Here is a 16,690-nt window from a genome sequence, read left to right as displayed (position 1 = left end):
GCAAACCGACCGCGATGCCTACTAAGGAAGCCGCACCATCGCGAGAATTCTGCACCGCCCCAACGTCGAAGACGAAGACCGATGACCAGCCCGCGCACCCTCTACGATAAGATCTGGGACGACCACGTCGTCGATGTTCAGCCGGACGGCTCCAGCCTCCTCTACATCGACCGGCACCTCGTTCACGAAGTCACGAGCCCGCAGGCGTTCGAGGGCCTTCGCACGGCCGGCCGCAGGGTCCGCCACCCGGAGAAGACGCTGGCGGTGGTCGATCACAACGTCCAGACCTCCGACCGCAGCCAGGGCATCGAGGATCCGGAGAGCCGGACCCAGCTCGAGGCGCTGGCCGAGAACGTGCGCGACTTCGGCATCGAGTTCTACGACGCCCTCGACCGGCGCCAGGGCATCGTCCACATCATCGGGCCGGAGCAAGGCTTCACGCTGCCGGGCCAGACCATCGTGTGCGGTGATTCCCACACCTCGACGCACGGCGCCTTCGGGTCGCTGGCGCACGGCATCGGCACGTCGGAGGTCGAGCACGTGCTCGCCACCCAGACGCTGGTGCAGCGCAAGGCCAGGAACATGCGCGTCACCGTCGACAACACCTTGCCGCCGGGCGTGACCGCCAAGGACATCATCCTGGCGATCATCGGCGAGATCGGTACCGCGGGCGGCACCGGCCACGTGATCGAGTATGCCGGCGAAGCGATCCGCGCCCTCTCGATGGAGGGGCGGATGACGATCTGCAACATGTCGATCGAGGGCGGTGCCCGGGCCGGCCTCGTGGCGCCCGACGCTACGACCTTCGCGTACGTGAAGGACCGGCCGAAGGCCCCGAAGGGCGCGGCGTTCGAGGCGGCGTGCCGCCATTGGGAGAGCCTGGTCACCGACACGGGCGCCTTCTTCGACCGCGAGGTGCGCCTCGACGCCGCCAACCTGCCGCCGATCGTCAGCTGGGGCACCAGCCCCGAGGACGTGATCTCGGTCCAGGGCCGCGTGCCGGACCCGTCCGAGATCGCCGACGAGAACAAGCGTCAGTCGAAGGAGAAGGCGCTGGCCTATATGGGCCTGACGCCGGGCACGCGGATCACCGACATCACCCTCGACCGGATCTTCATCGGCTCCTGCACCAACGGCCGGATCGAGGATCTGCGCGAGGTCGCGCGGGTGGTCGGCGACCGCAAGGTGCACGACGGCGTCGCGGCGATGATCGTGCCGGGTTCGGGCCTCGTGAAGGCGCAGGCCGAGGCCGAGGGTCTCGACAAGATCCTGAAGGCGGCGGGCTTCGACTGGCGCGAGCCGGGCTGCTCGATGTGCCTCGGCATGAACCCGGACAAGCTGCGGCCGGGCGAGCGCTGCGCCTCGACCTCGAACCGCAATTTCGAGGGCCGCCAAGGTCCGCGTGGGCGCACGCATCTGGTCTCGCCCGCGATGGCGGCGGCGGCGGCGGTGGCCGGACGCTTCGTCGACATCCGGGAATGGCCACGGGGCTGAAATCCCGATTGACGGCGGCGGCTCGGTTGCCTAAACGGAGCCGTCGCCGGCCGATAGCCGGCGGCATGCCCAGGTGGCGGAATTGGTAGACGCGCTGGTTTCAGGTACCAGTCTCGCGAGAGGTGAAGGTTCGAGTCCTTTCCTGGGCACCAATTGAAAGATGCGAGCCCGCCAAGCTGTTGGCGGGCTTTATCTTTTCTGGGGTGCGCGTTTGCCTACGGCTCGCAGGCGATCGATACACTTCGCGATCCTCGCGGGCGCGGCACGCTCGCTGGCGATCCCAAACGTGCCGGGCGACGGCTGCTCCCTCACCGGCACGCCATAAGGCCGCTGACGGCCTTGGCTGCATCGGCGAGATCGGCCGGATCGAGCTTCGCTCGAGTGATCGCGCCGGGTCCGATCGCCCCCGTGTGCACATCAAGCCTCGACCGGACCACGGCAGCGACGTTGCCAAAGGTATCGCGGTATATAAGCGGTCAGGACGCTTTTAATCAAAAGTTCACGCTGCCCAACCAGTCTTCGACGGTCTGACGCGGCGGATGCAGGCGGAGACGTGGCGGAGGACAGCATGGCGCCGAGCGAGGTCGAGCGGTTCGCACGGGCTGCCTCCGAACTGACCGCCCTGGGCCAGCCTCCGCAGGCATCGCCGCACGATGCACGTCCAATTGCCATCGTTGTGCCCGTCTTCAACGACTGGGCCGCGTTCCGCATCCTCGCCCGCGCGATCGACACAGTTCTGGTTGCGGCCGATCTTCACGCCGACCTCATCGTCGTCGATGACGGGTCCTGGCAATCGGGGGAGGGCGTGCTGGCCGAGGTCGCGGAGGCGGCTCGCCGGCTGCGCCTGCGCCCGGCCGTCCTGGCCACCAATCTCGGCCATCAGCGTGCGATCGCGGTCGGTCTCGTCCAGGCGAATGCGCGGGCGAGTGCCTACCGCGCGATCCTCGTCATGGATGGCGACGGGGAGGATCCGCCGGAGCATATCCCGCGCCTCGTCGCGGAAGCCGAGGCCTACCCCGAGGCCGTGATCTGCGCCCAGCGCCGACGCCGCTTCGAGGGCGCCCGTTTCGCGCTCGGCTACGGGCTGTTCAAGCTGGTCTTCCGGCTCTGCACGGGGCGGCGCATCGATTTCGGGCATTATTGCGCGATTCCGCCGGCGCATCTGCCGCGGCTCGTCCATGCCCCGGCATTGTGGAGCCATTTCGCCGCGAGCCTGATCCGCTCCGGCCTGCCGCTCCGCCGCATCCCCCTCGACCGCGGCCAGCGCTATGCCGGGCGTTCGACCATGAACGCGACGGCGCTGATCCGGCACGGCCTCAACGCCATCGCGGTATTCGAGGATATCTGCCTCGTGCGCCTGCTCGTGCTCCTGGCCGCGTTCGGGTGCGGCGTGGTCGTCGCGATGATCGGCGTGGTGCTCGTCCGCTTTTGCACCGACCTCGCCATGCCCGGCTGGGCGACGAACGCGGGCGGCCTGCTCCTCGTCGTTCTGTTCCAGGCGGCCCTGCTCGCGGCGACGGCGGCAGCGGCCCACCTCAACCGGCGCGCACTGCCCGAGACCGTGCCGGCCCGCGATGCGCACTGGTTCCTGCTGGCCCCCGCCCCCGCGGAGATAACCGAAGACGGAGACGCGAAGTGGCCAGCGGATCAACGCGCGGCGTGACGGCGCCGCACGAGGGGTATGTCGGGACCGAACTGGAGTTGTTCGCGACCGCGCGCAACTGGAAGCGCTACTGGTCCGACGCGATCGCGCCGTTCGTCGGCGGCCGCGTCCTCGATGTCGGCGCCGGACTGGGCGCGACGGCCGAAATCTTCGCCCCGCGGACGGGCATCGCGGCCTGGACCTGTCTGGAGCCCGATGCACACTTCGCCGCGCACCTCGCGACGCGGATCGCGGCGGGCGGGCTGCCGCCGCGCACGCGGGTGCTGCGCGGCACGACCTGCGACCTCGACCCCACTGAGCGCTTCGACACCATCCTGTACATCGACGTGCTGGAGCACATCCGCGACGATCACGGCGAGCTTGCGGGGGCGGCTTCGCGCCTCGCGGACGGCGGACACCTCGTCGTGCTCTCGCCGGCCCATCCGTTCCTCTACGCACCCTTCGATGCCGCGATCGGACACGAGCGGCGCTACACCCGTGCGACCTTGCGCGCGGCTGCGCCGGACGGCCTGCAGCGCGTGCGCCTCGACTACCTCGATGCGGTCGGGTTCGGCGCCTCACTGGGCAACCGTCTGGTCCTGCGGAGCGCGATGCCGAGCGCGGGCCAGATCGCCGCCTGGGACCGCCTGATGGTTCCGATCTCGCGCCGGCTCGATCCCTGGCTGGGGTTCCGAGCCGGAAAATCGGTCCTCGGAGTCTGGACGCGATGAGCGCCGGGCTGATCACCGGTGCGGCGGCACCTGTCAGCCTGTCGCGCGGCACCGAACTCGGCTGGGGCCTGCTGACCGCCTGTCTCGCCGTTGCGACCGCGGCGATTCCGCTGGCCCACACACCGACCTTCTACTTCACGGACGATTACCAAGCCTACTTCATGCCGGGGTTCCTGGAGATCGCCCGGCTGATCAAGGCGGGGGAACTGCCGTTCCTGACGCCGCGCCTGTTCCAGGGGGGCGCGTTTCTCGCCGAGTACCAGTACGCGCTGTTCAACCCGGTCAGCGTGCTGCTCTACCTCGTGCTCGACGGGTTCGCGCGGCTCGATCAGGCCGCGGCCTTCTTCGCGCTCGTCCATGTCGGCCTGCTCGCCGGCGGCACTTACGCCCTGGCACGCGTGGTCGGTGTCAGCCGGGCGGCCGCCATGCTGGCCGGGCTGACGGCCGCGACCAGCGGATGGATCGTCTACTGGGGCGCGATCACGTGGATCCCCGGCCTCGTCAGCACCGCCTGGCTGTCCTGGGCGACCACCGCGTTGATCCGCGCCTATCGGGCACCGGGCTTCGTGCCCGCGGCCGCGGGCGCCGTCTCTATGACCATCGCGAGCGGCTGGCCGTTCTCCGACGCGGCGCTCATCGCCGGCCTCGGCGTCGCTCTCCCCCTGGCCTTCTGGGCCGGCCGCGACGGGCGGTCCTGCGCCCGTGCTGCCCTGGCTGCCGGGCTCGGCGGGCTGCTCGCCGCCCCGGCCTGGATGCCGCTCGTGGCCGCGATCGGGACGAGCTCCCGCCAGCCGGAGGTCCTGTTTCACGACATGCTGTCCACGCCGCTCGCCGTGATCCTGGCGATGGGCGTGCCGGTCTGGCCGGAGACCTGGCTCGGATTTAGCGGCTTGAAGATGCATGTCGGGCCACCGGCTCAGTACGTCTCCTGGTGGGTCCCGGTTGCCCTGGTGAACGCCTCCCGGGCGCGGCTGAACGAGCCGGAGGGCCGCGGCGTCGCCCTGTTGCTGGCCGTGACGGCGGTGATCGCGCTGCTCGCGATTTCACCCGGCGTGTCGCAGTTGCGCTGGCCGTTCCGCTTCCTGCCCTACGTCCAGATCGGCTGCACCATCGTGGCCGCCTGGTTCGCGACGCGGGATCGCTGGGCGCCGGGCCGGACGCTGGGGCTCATCGCGATCGGCGGCGCGGTCGCGCTCGTCCGCGATCCGGGCCTGCTCACGCTCCAGATCGGGCTGACGGCGCTCATCGCCCTCACGGCCGCGCTGGCGTTGCGGGCGCAGGGGACGACGCGCCTCGCGATCATCGCGGCGAGCCACGCGATCGTGTTCGCGATCCTCACCACGACGATGCCGGTCAACGAGCAGGTCGGCACATGGCCCGCGCCGATGGCACGCTCGGCCTATGTCGCTCTGCCCCTGCGCCCGGGCGACACGATGCTGGTCCTCCACAACACCGACTATCATCGCACACCGATGGCACCGCCGGCCCAGGGCGCCCTGTTCACCGAACTGCCGCATTCCAACACGCCGCTGCTGACGGGCGCCGCGGTGGTCGGCGGCTACTCGCCGATGCCGATGCGGGGCTTCCGTGCGATCTGCATGTGGCGGGGCGGGGCGACCTGCCCGGAGGCCGCCGAACGGCTGGCGCGCCCGGACCCAGTGACCGGCGCCAGCACCCTCGATCTCGCGCGCGTGGCGCGGGTCGCAGTGGAACGAGGGCCGCGCGCGGACGGCTTCGCGGCCGTCGCCGGGCCGGGCTGGACTCGGCGCAGCGGCGTGGCGGCCGAGCTGTTTGACCGGGTGGGCGGCGGCTCTATCTTGCCGGGAACGCTCTCGGCCGGGCCACCGGGCTTCACCGTCACCGCGGCCGCGGAGGGCGCGGCGTCGGGACGCTACACGGTCGCCTCACCGGGGGGCGGACGCGTCGTCTGGGCGCGCGCCTGGTATCCGGGCTACGCCGCGGCCTGGAACGGCGCGCCGCTGGCCGTCGAGACCGCCAACGACTTCCTGCTGTCGGCACTCATTCCAGCCGGAGACGGCGTGCTGACCGTGCAGTACGTGCCGGCCGGTCTGCGCACTGGCCTCGCCGTCTCGGCGCTCGCCGCGATCGCGCTGGTCGGCCTCGTGCTGTCGCGCCGGCGGATCGCCGGCTGAGACCGCATTGCCTTCCCGGCTGAGGTCCGAGAAGGGGCTCAATACCGGACGTCGGTGAACCCGCTCCGGCCCACGACGCTCTGGATCACGTCCCTGGTGGATGGGCTGAGCCCGCCATCGCCGCGCAGGCGGCGGCCATCCGCCCGTTCGAGGCGCGCGACGTCGTCGGAGCATCGGCCGAGCGCCTCGCGAATCCGCGACGACAGGGGCGCCCCCCGCGCCGCCGGAGCGCCGCTCATCTCGAACCGGAGGCAGGAGGCGAGGTAGCCTTTCAGGTCATCGAAGGCGGCGGCCTGCGCGCTCGACGTCAGGACGACGAAGAGCAGGGCGGATCGGGCGAGCATCGGGCGCTCCAGGTAGGGTCGGACGATCCTGACAACGCGCGGCCGGCGCTTTGGTGGCCCACGCTTTCGGATGCGGACCGCGGAGACCGGCGGCGGCATCCACGACAACGCCGCCCTGGCGGCGTTCGCGGGGCGGCGGTCCGAGGCGCCGGACTTCGCGTGCGTGTTCGTCGTGGCCGGCGTGGCGACGCAGGCTGGCACGCCGGGGCGGCTCGGCCTCATACACCCCGGATGGGTCTGCGTCGGCCTCGGCCGCCGCCGCGCGACGCTGGATGTCGAGACCAGCGCGCGCGGGATAATCGACCCGACCTGACGACGGTCTCAGGCGTTGTCGCCCCGGATCGCCGCGATCACGGCGTCCGTCACCTGACGGGTCGTGGCCGTGCCGCCGAGGTCGGGGGTGTGCAGGTTCGGATCCGCGGTCACGCGCTCGACCGCGCGCATCAGCCGGTCGGCGGCGGGCGCCTCGCCGAGATGCTCCAGCATCTGGCACGCCGTCCAGAAGGTCGCGACCGGGTTGGCGATGCCCTTGCCGGTGATGTCGAAGGCCGAGCCGTGGATCGGCTCGAACATCGACGGGAAGGTGCGCTCGGGGTTGATGTTGGCGGTCGGCGCGATGCCGAGCGACCCGGCGAGCGCCGCCGCGAGGTCCGACAGGATGTCGGCGTGCAGGTTCGTCGCCACGATCGTGTCGAGGGTCTGCGGCTTTACCACCATGCGCATCGTCATGGCGTCAACCAGCATCTTGTCCCAGGTGACGTCGGGGAAGTCTTGTGCCACCTCGGCGGCGATCTCGTCCCACATCACCATGGCGTGGCGCTGGGCGTTCGACTTGGTCACCACGGTCAGCAGCTTGCGCGGCCGGGACCGGGCGAGCTGGAATGCGTAGCGGATGATGCGGTCGACCCCGGAGCGGGTCATCATCGAGACATCGGTGGCGACCTCGTTGGCGTGGCCCTGGTGGACCCGGCCGCCGACGCCGGCATACTCGCCCTCGGAGTTCTCGCGCACGATCACCCAGTCGAGTTCCGGTCCCGAGACGTGGCGGAGCGGGCTGGTGATGCCCGGCAGGATGCGGGTCGGGCGGACGTTGGCGTACTGATCGAAGGGCTGGCAGATCGCGAGCCGCAGACCCCAGAGGGTGATGTGGTCGGGCACGTCCGGCGCGCCGACCGCCCCGAAGAAGATCGCGTCGTGGTTGCGGATCTGGTCACGGCCGTCGGCCGGCATCATGACGCCGTGCGTCTTGTAGTAATCCGAGCCCCAGTCGAAATGGTCGAACTGGAACCGGAAGGTGCCGGTCTTCTCGGCCAGCACATCGAGCACCTCGATGCCGGCGGCGATGACTTCGACGCCGATGCCGTCCGCCGGAATGGCCGCGATGGTGTAGGTCTTCATGGTGGGTCTCCGGGTCAAAAGGAGTCAGTGCAGGGCGACGCGGGCCTGTCCGGCGCGGTGACCGGCCCGGGCGACTGCGAGGGTCAGGATCGCGGAGAACAGGAGCAGGCCGGCCACGAACATCAGGCCGCCCGCGAAGCTGCCGGTCCGGTCCTTGATCCATCCGATCATCCACGGTCCGACGAAGCCGCCGAGATTGCCGACCGCGTTGATGGTGGCGATGCCAACCGCCGTGGCCGGGCCGGACAGGAACAGCGTCGGCATCGCCCAGAGGGGCGGCTTGGCGGCGCTGATCCCAACATTGACAAGGCTCAGCGCGGCGATGACCGCCACGACCGAGGTTGCGGCGCCGGCCAGCATCAGGCCCAGCGACGCGGCGAGGCAGGCGATCACCACGTGCCACGTGCGCTCGCCGGTCCGGTCGGAATGGCGCGCCCAGAGGATCATCGCCGCCACCGCGACGGTCGGCGGCACCGCGTTCAGCAGGCCGACATTCATGGTCGACAGGCCCAGCCCCTTGATGATCTGCGGCGCCCAGATACCGAGGGTGTAGAGCCCGGCCGAGGTGCCGAAATACACGAGGGCGAGCGCCAGCACCCGCGGATTGGTGAGGCCGCTGAGCAGACTGTGGCGGGCCTGCACCTGCCGTCCGGCGCGCTCCGCCTCCATCTCGGCCACGAGCCAGGCCCGCTGGTCGTCGGAGAGCCATGTCGCCTTTTCGGGCCGGTCGGTCAGGTAGACCAGCACGACGAAGCCGAGGATCACTGCGGGGACCGCCTCGATGAGGAACATCCACTGCCAGCCGTGCAGGCCGAGGAGCCCCTCCATCTCGAGCAAGAGGCTCGACAGGGGCGAGCCCAGCAGCACCGAGACCGGCGCCGCCGCCATGAACAGGGATACCACTGCGGCCCGGTAGCGGATCGGGAACCAGTAGCCGAGATAGAGGATGATGCCGGGGAAGAAGCCCGCCTCCGCGGCCCCGAGCAGGAAGCGCAGCCCGTAGAAGCTCGTCTCGCCCTGAATGAACGCGAAGGCGCCGGAGATGAGCCCCCAGGTAATCATCACGCGGGCGATCCAGAGCCGGGCACCGACCCGGTCGAGGATGATGTTAGAGGGCACCTCGAACAGAAAGTACCCAAAAAAGAATACCCCCGCCCCGAAACCGAAGACCGACGCCGAGAAGCCCAGGTCTTTGTTCATCGTCAGTGCCGCGAAACCGATATTCACGCGGTCGATGAAGGCGACGAAGTACAGCAGGCAGACGAAAGGGATCAGGCGCCACGCGACCCGGCGCATGGTCGCCTGCTCGAGCGAGCTGTTCATCATGTCCTCCCGTCGCCGGAGTGGCGCATCTGTTGCGCGCCATCTTCCATGCAAGCTTGAATACGGGTAGATCCGGGGCTGCGACGTGTCAACGGCCATTCCTCGACAGGGGCGGACGCTGTAAGGCCGGCGGACGAGGGGGGAGACGGTCAATGGCGCGGGCGCGGCCCAACGGGGATCCGGAGGCGCAAGGCGATGAGGACGGCGCGAAGCGCGGCTCCCTGGTCGACGACGCCTACGCGGCGATGCGTAACGCGATCCGCGACGCCAGCTTCGCCCCGGGCTACCAGGCCTCCGAGCAGGAGATCGCCCTGCGGCTCGGCATGAGCCGGACGCCGGTCCACGAGGCGGCGATCCGGCTGCAGGAGGATGGCCTCGTGCGCGTCCTGCCACGCAAGGGCATCCTGATCCTCGCCCTGGCGCCGGACGACATGCGCGAGATCTACGATGTCGTCATCGCCATGGACGGCCGGGCCGCCGAATTGGTGGCGACGCTCCCCGAGGCCGCGCGACTGGCCGCCGCGCAGGCCCTCGATGCCCACACGGATGCGATGGCGGCGGCGCATGCGCGGGGCGACCTACCGGGCTGGGGCCTCGCGGACGGGGCGTTCCACGCGGCGCTGATCGCCGAGGCCCGGAACGGACGGATGAGCCGGATCGTGCAGGCCATCAACGACCAGTCCCACCGGGCGCGGATGCTGACGCTGAACCTCCGCCGGACCCTGGACGCCTCGATCGCGGAACATCGCCGGATCGCCCAGGCCATCCGCGCGGGCACGACCGAGGTGGCTCTCGAGGCCGCGCGCCAGCATCGCATCCGGGCCCGGGACGAGCTGCTGCCGCTGCTGGAACGCTGCGGGCTCAAGCACCTGTAACGCAGCGCGGGCTGCGCGTTGGCCTACCGCACCCGCAGGGATCCGCGGTGCCGCGTCGGCCGAGGGAAGCGGCGCCAGCCCCTCTTGCGCCCGAACGATCGGCGCGGATCGGGCTGAGCCGAGTCCGCGAACCGACCAACAGCCCGCGGCGCGTGGGCGGCGCCGATAGCCACCAGTGCCGCGACGCAGATCAGGGCCACCAGCGTCGCGCCCCAGAACAGGTTCTCGAACATCGCGCGTACCGCCGCCGAGGAGCTTTGCCTCATCGGTATTAAACCACAGACGATTGCGTTCCGTCGGCAGCCACAACACTGTTTTCGTCGACCATCTGTGGATATCAGCACTATGTCCCACGCTGGCACGCAAATCCCGGATCGGATGAGAGGCTCGGCTACGAAGCCCAAGCCGGTGACGCCGGGCGGGGCGCAGGGCTGATCGTCGGTTCCGGGGCTCGCTCTGTGGCCCACCCATGATGGGCCGTTGGCCTCGACGAACCGGCGCGTGATGTCCGATCCGCCGAAGGCGCTCTCATGCACCGAACGGGTCTCCGCTTCGACGGATCGGAAGACGATACCGGCGCGACTAAAAGCGCGGCCGTCGTGCGGGCGAGGGCTTCACGCACGCCTCATTCACGTGAGGCCTGCCACTTGCATAGATGCTTTCACGGGCTGATCCGTCCGAGATCTATTGTGTTCGATCCTTGCTTTCGAACGCGGAAATCCGACATTGTTTTAACGTAAGATAGCGCACATTCACGGCGGTCATGGAATTTCTAATCCATGACAAGTGCGGGTACCCCGACATCCCAGTACGTCATCACCGCCCGGGGGCAGACGGGTCATATCCGCCAGACCAGGGTCCGGGCCGCGAGTGCGGTTGTGCTCGCCAGAACCTGGATCGCCGCCGGTTACGAGGCGGTGCAGATCGTCGACCCCCTGGGACACGTCCTCAGCCCGGAGCGTTACCGGGTCAAAATCATGAACGGCGGCCGGTTTTTCCGTTGAGCCTCTCCGAGCACGGCGAGATGCGGCGCTCCCGCTATCGCGCACAAGGCGGACGATCGGGTCCCGGAGAATTTACGAAGCGTTCATGCTCCGGGTGTCCCATCCGGTCCTCAGAGGCCGAAACGAGGACGCGATGCCGAGCGACACGACGAGAGCGCTCTCCGCCCAAGGTGACGTTGGTTCGGTGCATGGGAACGCGTCACGACAAGGTTTTGGAGCCGTCCGCGAGAGCGCTGCGATCGGAACCGTCTCCGAAACACAGGGCCCGATCCTGGAACCCTGGCGCATCCTGGCGCTCGCGCTGATCGTCGCCGCCGGCATGCTGTTCGTCCACTTGGTCGTTCCCGCCGACGCCGCCTCGGATCCCGCCAGGGCGACCCCGGCTGCAGTTCTCGGCCCGCAGCCGTAGATCGGCCGCGCTCCGGATCTCATTCGCCCGGCGCCCGTGGGCCGCCGGCCTTGTCGAGGGCGGTTGCGGCGGCGACCAGATCGCGCCGCGCCTCAGCGATCGCCGTGGTCTTCTCGGCCCGCTGCGCGTTGAGCGCTTCGAGGAACGCAGTCCAGTCGGCTCGGGCAGTCGTCGGGATCACACCGTCGAGCCGGTGGCGGAGCTCGGCGACCCGGCTGTCCGCCGTCGCCGGGGGTGCCGCAACGTCGGCGTCGTACACGCCGACCGCGCAGGTCTGATCGCCGGCCTTGGTGTAATACGTCGTCTTGGGCTCCTCGACGGTGCTGCCCGGCTTCGGAAACAGGTAGCGGATCACCGCGATCTGTCCGGGCTTGGCCGTCTCCATCATGGTTCGGATGAAGTGGTTGCCCGTCCTGTCATGCAGGTCATGGACATCGTGACCCTTCAGGATCGGGTTTGGGTGGGCCGACATGATGCCGTCCGGTCCGACACAGAATACGTAGGTGTCGGCGGTTCGGAAGCCCCGGGCCCCGTCGGTGAAGTCCTGCAAGGCCTGCGCCCTGTCGGCCGCGAGCGCTCGATCGACCCGGTGGAGCATCCAGGACGCGAAGCCGTTCGGGCTCGGATCGTCGCAGGCGGTGGGCGCCTCGCCGTCGCCGCACGCCCAGGCACAGCCCGGCGATGCCAGCCCGAGCAGCAGCCCGGCCGCAAGCGTTGCAGCTTTCAGCATCACGACGCGCCCCTCGAAAGCAGCATATTTCTGCGAATCGCCGCCATCAGAGACTGCATTCGCCGGCTTGGCAAGCGGCGAAGACAGTTTTCATGCGATCGTCGATCGGGCTGAATTCGGCGCGGGCCTATTGCAGCGGCAGCGGGATCGCCTCGACCGCGACCTCGCCGATCCCGTGGGCCGCCAGCGCGGTGCGCAGGGGATCGGTCAGGCAGGTCCCGGCTGTGAACGCCCCGTGTGCGGCACCGTGACCCTCCGCCCCTCGCGGTGCGGAGCCGATCAGCTGCACGACGCGCCGGGCGATGGCCGGCGCCGGATCGATCCAGGTCACCGGCCAGGGTGCCAGGGCTTCGAGGCGCGGCAGCAGCAGGGGATAGTGCGTGCAGGCGAGGCAGACCACGTCGGTGCGCCCTCCGTTCGCCCCGGTGACGAAGCAGGGCGCGATCTCGGCCGCCAGCGCGGCATCGTCAACGGGAAAACCGGCGAGTTCGGCCTCGGCATAGCCGGCGAGGTTCTGGGCGCCGACCAGCGTGACCGTACAGGCCTCGGCATAGGTGGCGATCAGGTCGCGCGTGTAGGAGCGGGCCACCGTCCCGGGGGTCGCCAGCAGGGAGACGAGGCGCGAGCGCGTGGCCGCGGCGGCCGGCTTGATCGGCGGGACCACGCCGACGAACGGGGTCGTGAAGCGCTGCCGCAGGGCCGGCAGCACCACGGTCGAGGCGGTGTTGCAGGCGATCACCACGAGGTCGGGTCGGTGGGTCGCGACCAGCCGCTCCATCACGGTCAGCACCCGGGCGACGAGGGCCGCCTCGGTGAGGCGGCCATACGGGAAGGCGGCATCATCGCCGACATAGACGTAGCGGGCGTCCGGCCGGGCGCGCCGCACGGCATCGAGCACGGTGAGGCCGCCGAGCCCGGAATCGAACACCAGGATGGTCGGCTCGGCGGCGCCGCGCAGAGCCGCGGAAGAGAGGCTGGCGCCGGCCATCAGATCGATCCGCATGTGACGTCCGGACTCCTCGCAAGGGTCCCGAGAATCGGCATCGCTGGTTAAGGCGGTGTCACTGCGGCGAGAGAAAGACCCGCGATCCCCAACCCGCCATGTTAACCGCGCCGCCGCGGTGGCGAACAGCCCTCGAACGACACCGAGCCGGAGGGACTCCGCCTGCGGAGGTTGTCTGACCTCGCCCGAGACATATCTTCTGCGCGCCAACCTGGGACCGAGGAAACGGTTCTCGGGCTGGCCGGGAAAGGGAACGATCGTCATGGCAGCGACGGCCGCACTGCGCACGGACGACACACACGCCCCCGGAGCGCCGGCCTTCCCGCCGCCGCCTGTCTCGGCCCGTCCGATCGACCGGGCCGCCTGGATCGCCGCCTACCGGCAGGTCCGGAGCGAGACCGAATGCCGCGCGGCGCCGCTCTCCGCGGAGGACCAGCAGGTCCAGTCCATGGCGGATGCCAGCCCGACCAAGTGGCACCGGGCCCATGTAACGTGGTTCTTCGAGCAGTTCCTGCTGCGCGAGCACCTGCCGGGCTACACCATCTACGACGAGCGGCTGCACTACCTGTTCAATTCGTACTACGTGGCGGCCGGTCCCCGGCAGCCGCGCATCCAGCGGGGCATGATCACCCGCCCGACGCTCGCCGAGGTCACGGCCTACCGGGTCCATATCGACCGGGCGGTCGAGTCCCTGCTGGGCCAAGCCTCCGAGCGCGCGCTGGAGGCGATCCTGCCCATCCTGGAGATCGGGCTCTACCACGAGCAGCAGCATCAGGAGCTCCTGCTCACCGACATCCTGCACGCCTTCGCGCAGAACCCGCTGAACCCGGCCTACGACCCGGACTGGCGCTTCCCGAAGGCTGCGGCGCAGCCGGGCCAGACCCGGCTCGACCGGGGCATCGCCTGGATCGGGCACGAGGGACCGGGCTTCTCCTTCGACAATGAATCGCCCCGCCACGAGACGCTGATCCAGGCGGGCCGGATCGACCGGGCATTGGTGACCAACCGCCAGTGGCTCGCCTTCATGGAGGATGGCGGATACGCCAAGCCCGAGCTGTGGCTGTCGGACGGCTGGTATGCCGGGCCGACAGAGGGCTGGGAGGCGCCGGGCTACTGGCGCCGAACCAGTGACGGCTGGGCGACCATGACGTTCGCCGGCGAGCGCCCGGTGGATCTCGACGCGCCGGTCACCCATGTCAGCTACTACGAGGCGGACGCTTATGCCCGCTGGGCCGGGCGCTTCCTGCCGACCGAGTTCGAGTGGGAGGTCGCGGCCCGCGACGGCGGCCTGCCGGACGCGTTCGGCCTCGTCTGGCAATGGACCCGCAGCGCCTACGTCGCCTATCCGGGCTACCGACCGCTGCCGGGCGCCCTGGGCGAGTACAACGGCAAGTTCATGAACAACCAGTTCGTGCTGCGCGGCTCCTCGGTGGCGACGCCCGAAGGCCATGCGCGGCTGCCATATCGCAACTTCTTCTATCCGCATCAGCGCTGGCAGTTCACCGGCCTGCGCCTCGCCGATGCCGCCTGACGCCCCCCGGAGCGACCCGTGACCATCAACCCGACGTTTTCCGACGCGACACCGGTCGCCCCGGCTTTCCTCGACGACGTGCGCGCGGGTCTCTCCCGCCCGCAGAAAGCGCTCTCGCCAAAGTACTTCTATGACGCGACCGGCTCGGACCTGTTCGAGAAGATCACCCGGCTGCCGGAATACTACCCGACCCGCACCGAGATCGGGATCCTCGACCGGCGCGGGCCGGAGATCGCCGCGCTACTGCCGGCGGGCGCAGCCCTCGTCGAGTTCGGCAGCGGCTCGACGGTGAAGCTGCGCCGCCTGCTGCGGCACCTCGACAAGCTGGCGGCCTACGTGCCGGTCGATGTCTCCGGCGAGTTTTTGCGCGCGCAGGCCGAGACCTTGAGCGCCGATTTCCCGCACCTGCGCGTCGAGCCGGTGGTAGCCGATTTCACCCACGATTTCAGCCTGCCAGAGAGCCTCGCGGGCCTACCGCGGGCCGGCTTCTTCCCGGGTTCGACGATCGGCAACTTCGAGCCCGAGGAGGCCGAGGCGCTGCTCGCCCGGTTCGGGCGGATCCTGGGATCTGGGGCTCACATGATCGTGGGCGTCGATCTCGTGAAGGATGCAGGCACCCTGGAGAGCGCCTACGACGATGCCCAAGGCGTCACCGCGGCGTTCAACCTCAACCTCCTGACGCGGATCAACCGCGAACTCGGGGGCGGCTTCGACCTCGACGCCTTCGCCCATCGGGCCGTGTTCAACCCGCAAGCCTCGCGGATCGAGATGCACCTCGTCGCCCGCGACGCGCAGGATGTGGCGATAGGCTCGGACACGTTCGCGTTCGCGGCCGGCGAGACGATCCACACGGAGAGCAGCTACAAGTACACGGCCGAGACCTTCCGGGCGCTGGCCGAGCGCGCCGGCTGGCGGTGGATCCAGGTTTGGACGGACGCGGACGGCCTGTTCTCGGTCCACGCCCTGCGGCTGGATTGAGGATCCGGGCTACGGCCGGGCCGATGAGGTTCCGGCCGCCCGGGTTCGTCCTCGTCGCCCCCGCGCTCGGCGCGCTGGCGGGCCTGCTCTATGGGGCGATCTTCGACGTCGGCCCCCTGGCCGGCGCGGCGATTCGCGGCGCGGTCATCGGCACGCCGATCATGCTGTACGAGCGGCGGCTCTTGTTCCCGACCCTGCGGGAGCGAATCCGGGGACTCGCCACGCCGCTGTTCCTGCTCGCCACGGTTGCGCTCTACGTCGCCCTGATCGTGGTCGGGAACGCGCTGGCCAGCACCGTGCTCAACCGCCTGTTCCGCTTCATGTACAGCGAGCGGAACGCGATGCTGATGACCGATACCGGGCTGCTCTACGCGCTCGCCATCTCGGCCGTCGTGGTGTTCGTGTTCCGGGTCCGCGACCTGATCGGCCCGGGGGTGTTCGCCAACCTTCTGATCGGGCGCTACCACCGGCCGATCAGCGAGGAGCGGATCTTCCTGTTCCTCGACGTGACCGGCTCGACTCAGTTCGCCGACCAGCACGGCGACCGGGAGGCGCAGGCTTATCTCGGGCAGGTGTTCAACGCCCTGGCGTTGCCGGTCTCCCGGGCCCGGGGATCGATCGACGATTATATCGGCGATCTGGCGCTGGTGACTTGGACGATGGAGCGCGGCGTCCGTGACGCCGCCTGCCTGCGGTGCGTGTTCGATTTCGAAGCACGCCTCGCCGCCGAGGCCGAAGCATGGCGCAACCGCTTCGGGCAAGTGCCGGAATTCCGCGCGGCCCTGCATTGCGGACCGGTTGTCACCGCCGAGATCGGGCTGGAGCGGCACAAGATCGCGTATTTCGGCGATGTGGTGAACACGACCGCGCGGTTGGAGGCCCTGTCGAAGACGCTGGGGGTCCACGTGCTGGTCTCGGCCGATCTCCTCGACCGGATCGGGCCGCTGCCCGACACCTTTATCGCGGAGGATCTCGGCGACCACACGCTGCGCGGGCGGGAGGCACCCCTGGCGGTCGCGGCAATCCGGCGCCGCCCATCCGGGGTTATCAGGGCCGGGTGAGGCCGGGGAGGGCG

General features: G+C 69.7%; 17 protein-coding genes and 1 tRNA gene. 12 read left to right on the top strand and 6 right to left on the bottom strand.

Annotation, left to right across the window (positions count from 1 at the left end):
- Positions 1-81: 81 nt before the first annotated feature.
- From leuC to MKK63_RS04800, 5 genes are all read left to right on the top strand, one after another.
- On the top strand, positions 82-1,494 hold the full coding sequence (leuC, locus tag MKK63_RS04820) for a 3-isopropylmalate dehydratase large subunit (protein ID WP_243999194.1): 1,413 nt from the start codon (positions 82-84) through the stop codon (positions 1,492-1,494).
- 67 nt (positions 1,495-1,561) lie between these two features.
- Positions 1,562-1,646: transfer RNA gene (locus tag MKK63_RS04815), tRNA-Leu, on the top strand.
- Positions 1,647-2,062: 416 nt separating this feature from the next.
- On the top strand, positions 2,063-3,157 hold the full coding sequence (locus tag MKK63_RS04810; protein ID WP_243999192.1) for a glycosyltransferase: 1,095 nt from the start codon (positions 2,063-2,065) through the stop codon (positions 3,155-3,157).
- A complete protein-coding gene (locus tag MKK63_RS04805; protein ID WP_243999190.1) occupies positions 3,130-3,867 on the top strand; it encodes a class I SAM-dependent methyltransferase in 738 nt (245 codons plus the stop codon). The genes MKK63_RS04810 and MKK63_RS04805 overlap by 28 nt, the downstream gene beginning before the upstream one ends.
- The gene (locus MKK63_RS04800) at positions 3,864-6,020 is read left to right on the top strand and encodes a hypothetical protein (protein ID WP_243999188.1); all 2,157 of its coding nucleotides are present in this window, start codon (positions 3,864-3,866) and stop codon (positions 6,018-6,020) included. Before MKK63_RS04805 ends, MKK63_RS04800 begins: the two co-directional genes overlap by 4 nt.
- 38 nt (positions 6,021-6,058) lie before the next feature.
- Here the strand turns inward: MKK63_RS04800 and MKK63_RS04795 are convergent, their stop codons facing one another.
- On the bottom strand, positions 6,059-6,364 hold the full coding sequence (locus MKK63_RS04795) for a hypothetical protein (protein WP_243999186.1): 306 nt from the start codon (positions 6,362-6,364) through the stop codon (positions 6,059-6,061).
- Positions 6,365-6,434: 70 nt separating this feature from the next.
- Here MKK63_RS04795 and MKK63_RS04790 point away from each other — a divergent pair, with 70 nt between their 5' ends.
- Complete coding sequence (locus MKK63_RS04790) at positions 6,435-6,677, top strand: hypothetical protein (RefSeq protein ID WP_243999184.1); 243 nt, start codon at positions 6,435-6,437, stop codon at positions 6,675-6,677.
- An 8-nt stretch (positions 6,678-6,685) separates the two neighbouring features.
- On the opposite strand, the gene MKK63_RS04785 is transcribed toward MKK63_RS04790, so the two are convergent.
- Positions 6,686-7,762, bottom strand: a complete 1,077-nt coding sequence (locus MKK63_RS04785; protein ID WP_243999182.1) for a tartrate dehydrogenase — start codon at positions 7,760-7,762, stop codon at positions 6,686-6,688.
- 24 nt (positions 7,763-7,786) lie between these two features.
- On the bottom strand, positions 7,787-9,085 hold the full coding sequence (locus MKK63_RS04780) for an MFS transporter (RefSeq protein WP_243999180.1): 1,299 nt from the start codon (positions 9,083-9,085) through the stop codon (positions 7,787-7,789).
- 152 nt (positions 9,086-9,237) lie between these two features.
- Between MKK63_RS04780 and MKK63_RS04775 the strand changes: the two genes are divergently transcribed.
- Positions 9,238-9,960: a GntR family transcriptional regulator gene (locus tag MKK63_RS04775; RefSeq protein WP_243999178.1), complete on the top strand. Its 723-nt coding sequence runs from the start codon at positions 9,238-9,240 to the stop codon at positions 9,958-9,960.
- A gap of 23 nt (positions 9,961-9,983) precedes the next feature.
- Here the strand turns inward: MKK63_RS04775 and MKK63_RS04770 are convergent, their stop codons facing one another.
- Positions 9,984-10,226: a hypothetical protein gene (locus tag MKK63_RS04770; protein WP_243999176.1), complete on the bottom strand. Its 243-nt coding sequence runs from the start codon at positions 10,224-10,226 to the stop codon at positions 9,984-9,986.
- Positions 10,227-10,739: 513 nt separating this feature from the next.
- On the opposite strand from MKK63_RS04770, the gene MKK63_RS04765 reads away from it, so the two are divergent.
- Complete coding sequence (locus MKK63_RS04765) at positions 10,740-10,964, top strand: hypothetical protein (protein WP_243999174.1); 225 nt, start codon at positions 10,740-10,742, stop codon at positions 10,962-10,964.
- A gap of 133 nt (positions 10,965-11,097) precedes the next feature.
- A complete protein-coding gene (locus MKK63_RS04760) occupies positions 11,098-11,373 on the top strand; it encodes a hypothetical protein (RefSeq protein WP_243999172.1) in 276 nt (91 codons plus the stop codon).
- 19 nt (positions 11,374-11,392) lie between these two features.
- Here the strand turns inward: MKK63_RS04760 and MKK63_RS04755 are convergent, their stop codons facing one another.
- Both MKK63_RS04755 and murI read right to left on the bottom strand, forming a co-directional pair.
- Positions 11,393-12,103 (bottom strand): cache domain-containing protein, encoded by a 711-nt coding sequence (locus tag MKK63_RS04755; RefSeq protein ID WP_243999170.1) that lies wholly within the window; start codon positions 12,101-12,103, stop codon positions 11,393-11,395.
- A gap of 127 nt (positions 12,104-12,230) precedes the next feature.
- Entirely contained in the window at positions 12,231-13,106 is an 876-nt protein-coding gene (gene murI / locus MKK63_RS04750; protein WP_243999168.1) for a glutamate racemase, read from the bottom strand.
- Between the two features lie 262 nt (positions 13,107-13,368).
- Here murI and egtB point away from each other — a divergent pair, with 262 nt between their 5' ends.
- Genes egtB through MKK63_RS04735 form a run of 3 tightly spaced genes read left to right on the top strand, consistent with a single transcriptional unit; the run spans position 13,369 to position 16,676 of the window.
- Positions 13,369-14,637, top strand: coding sequence for an ergothioneine biosynthesis protein EgtB (gene egtB, locus MKK63_RS04745; protein WP_243999166.1), 1,269 nt, complete (start codon positions 13,369-13,371; stop codon positions 14,635-14,637).
- 18 nt (positions 14,638-14,655) lie between these two features.
- Positions 14,656-15,615 (top strand): L-histidine N(alpha)-methyltransferase, encoded by a 960-nt coding sequence (gene egtD / locus MKK63_RS04740; RefSeq protein ID WP_243999164.1) that lies wholly within the window; start codon positions 14,656-14,658, stop codon positions 15,613-15,615.
- A gap of 23 nt (positions 15,616-15,638) precedes the next feature.
- The gene (locus tag MKK63_RS04735) at positions 15,639-16,676 is read left to right on the top strand and encodes an adenylate/guanylate cyclase domain-containing protein (RefSeq protein WP_243999162.1); all 1,038 of its coding nucleotides are present in this window, start codon (positions 15,639-15,641) and stop codon (positions 16,674-16,676) included.
- Positions 16,677-16,690: the final 14 nt, after the last annotated feature.

Origin of the sequence: Methylobacterium sp. J-088 (assembly GCF_022829295.1) — a bacterium.
In the GTDB taxonomy this organism is placed as follows: domain Bacteria; phylum Pseudomonadota; class Alphaproteobacteria; order Rhizobiales; family Beijerinckiaceae; genus Methylobacterium.
Note: the sequence above shows the minus strand (reverse complement) of the source record. Positions and strands in the feature narration are given on the sequence as shown.

What these genes read in the sequence shown, in the direction of transcription:
- leuC (WP_243999194.1), top strand. Translation starts at nt 82, where the DNA reads ATGACCAGCCCGCGCACCCTCTACGATAAGATCTGGGACGACCACGTC.
- MKK63_RS04785 (WP_243999182.1), bottom strand. Translation starts at nt 7,762, where the DNA reads ATGAAGACCTACACCATCGCGGCCATTCCGGCGGACGGCATCGGCGTC.
- murI (WP_243999168.1), bottom strand. Translation starts at nt 13,106, where the DNA reads ATGCGGATCGATCTGATGGCCGGCGCCAGCCTCTCTTCCGCGGCTCTG.
- MKK63_RS04790 (WP_243999184.1), top strand. Translation starts at nt 6,435, where the DNA reads ATGCGGACCGCGGAGACCGGCGGCGGCATCCACGACAACGCCGCCCTG.
- MKK63_RS04765 (WP_243999174.1), top strand. Translation starts at nt 10,740, where the DNA reads ATGACAAGTGCGGGTACCCCGACATCCCAGTACGTCATCACCGCCCGG.
- MKK63_RS04770 (WP_243999176.1), bottom strand. Translation starts at nt 10,226, where the DNA reads ATGAGGCAAAGCTCCTCGGCGGCGGTACGCGCGATGTTCGAGAACCTG.
- MKK63_RS04775 (WP_243999178.1), top strand. Translation starts at nt 9,238, where the DNA reads ATGGCGCGGGCGCGGCCCAACGGGGATCCGGAGGCGCAAGGCGATGAG.
- MKK63_RS04760 (WP_243999172.1), top strand. Translation starts at nt 11,098, where the DNA reads ATGCCGAGCGACACGACGAGAGCGCTCTCCGCCCAAGGTGACGTTGGT.
- MKK63_RS04800 (WP_243999188.1), top strand. Translation starts at nt 3,864, where the DNA reads ATGAGCGCCGGGCTGATCACCGGTGCGGCGGCACCTGTCAGCCTGTCG.
- MKK63_RS04780 (WP_243999180.1), bottom strand. Translation starts at nt 9,085, where the DNA reads ATGAACAGCTCGCTCGAGCAGGCGACCATGCGCCGGGTCGCGTGGCGC.
- MKK63_RS04735 (WP_243999162.1), top strand. Translation starts at nt 15,639, where the DNA reads ATGAGGTTCCGGCCGCCCGGGTTCGTCCTCGTCGCCCCCGCGCTCGGC.
- MKK63_RS04810 (WP_243999192.1), top strand. Translation starts at nt 2,063, where the DNA reads ATGGCGCCGAGCGAGGTCGAGCGGTTCGCACGGGCTGCCTCCGAACTG.
- MKK63_RS04795 (WP_243999186.1), bottom strand. Translation starts at nt 6,364, where the DNA reads ATGCTCGCCCGATCCGCCCTGCTCTTCGTCGTCCTGACGTCGAGCGCG.
- MKK63_RS04755 (WP_243999170.1), bottom strand. Translation starts at nt 12,103, where the DNA reads ATGCTGAAAGCTGCAACGCTTGCGGCCGGGCTGCTGCTCGGGCTGGCA.
- egtB (WP_243999166.1), top strand. Translation starts at nt 13,369, where the DNA reads ATGGCAGCGACGGCCGCACTGCGCACGGACGACACACACGCCCCCGGA.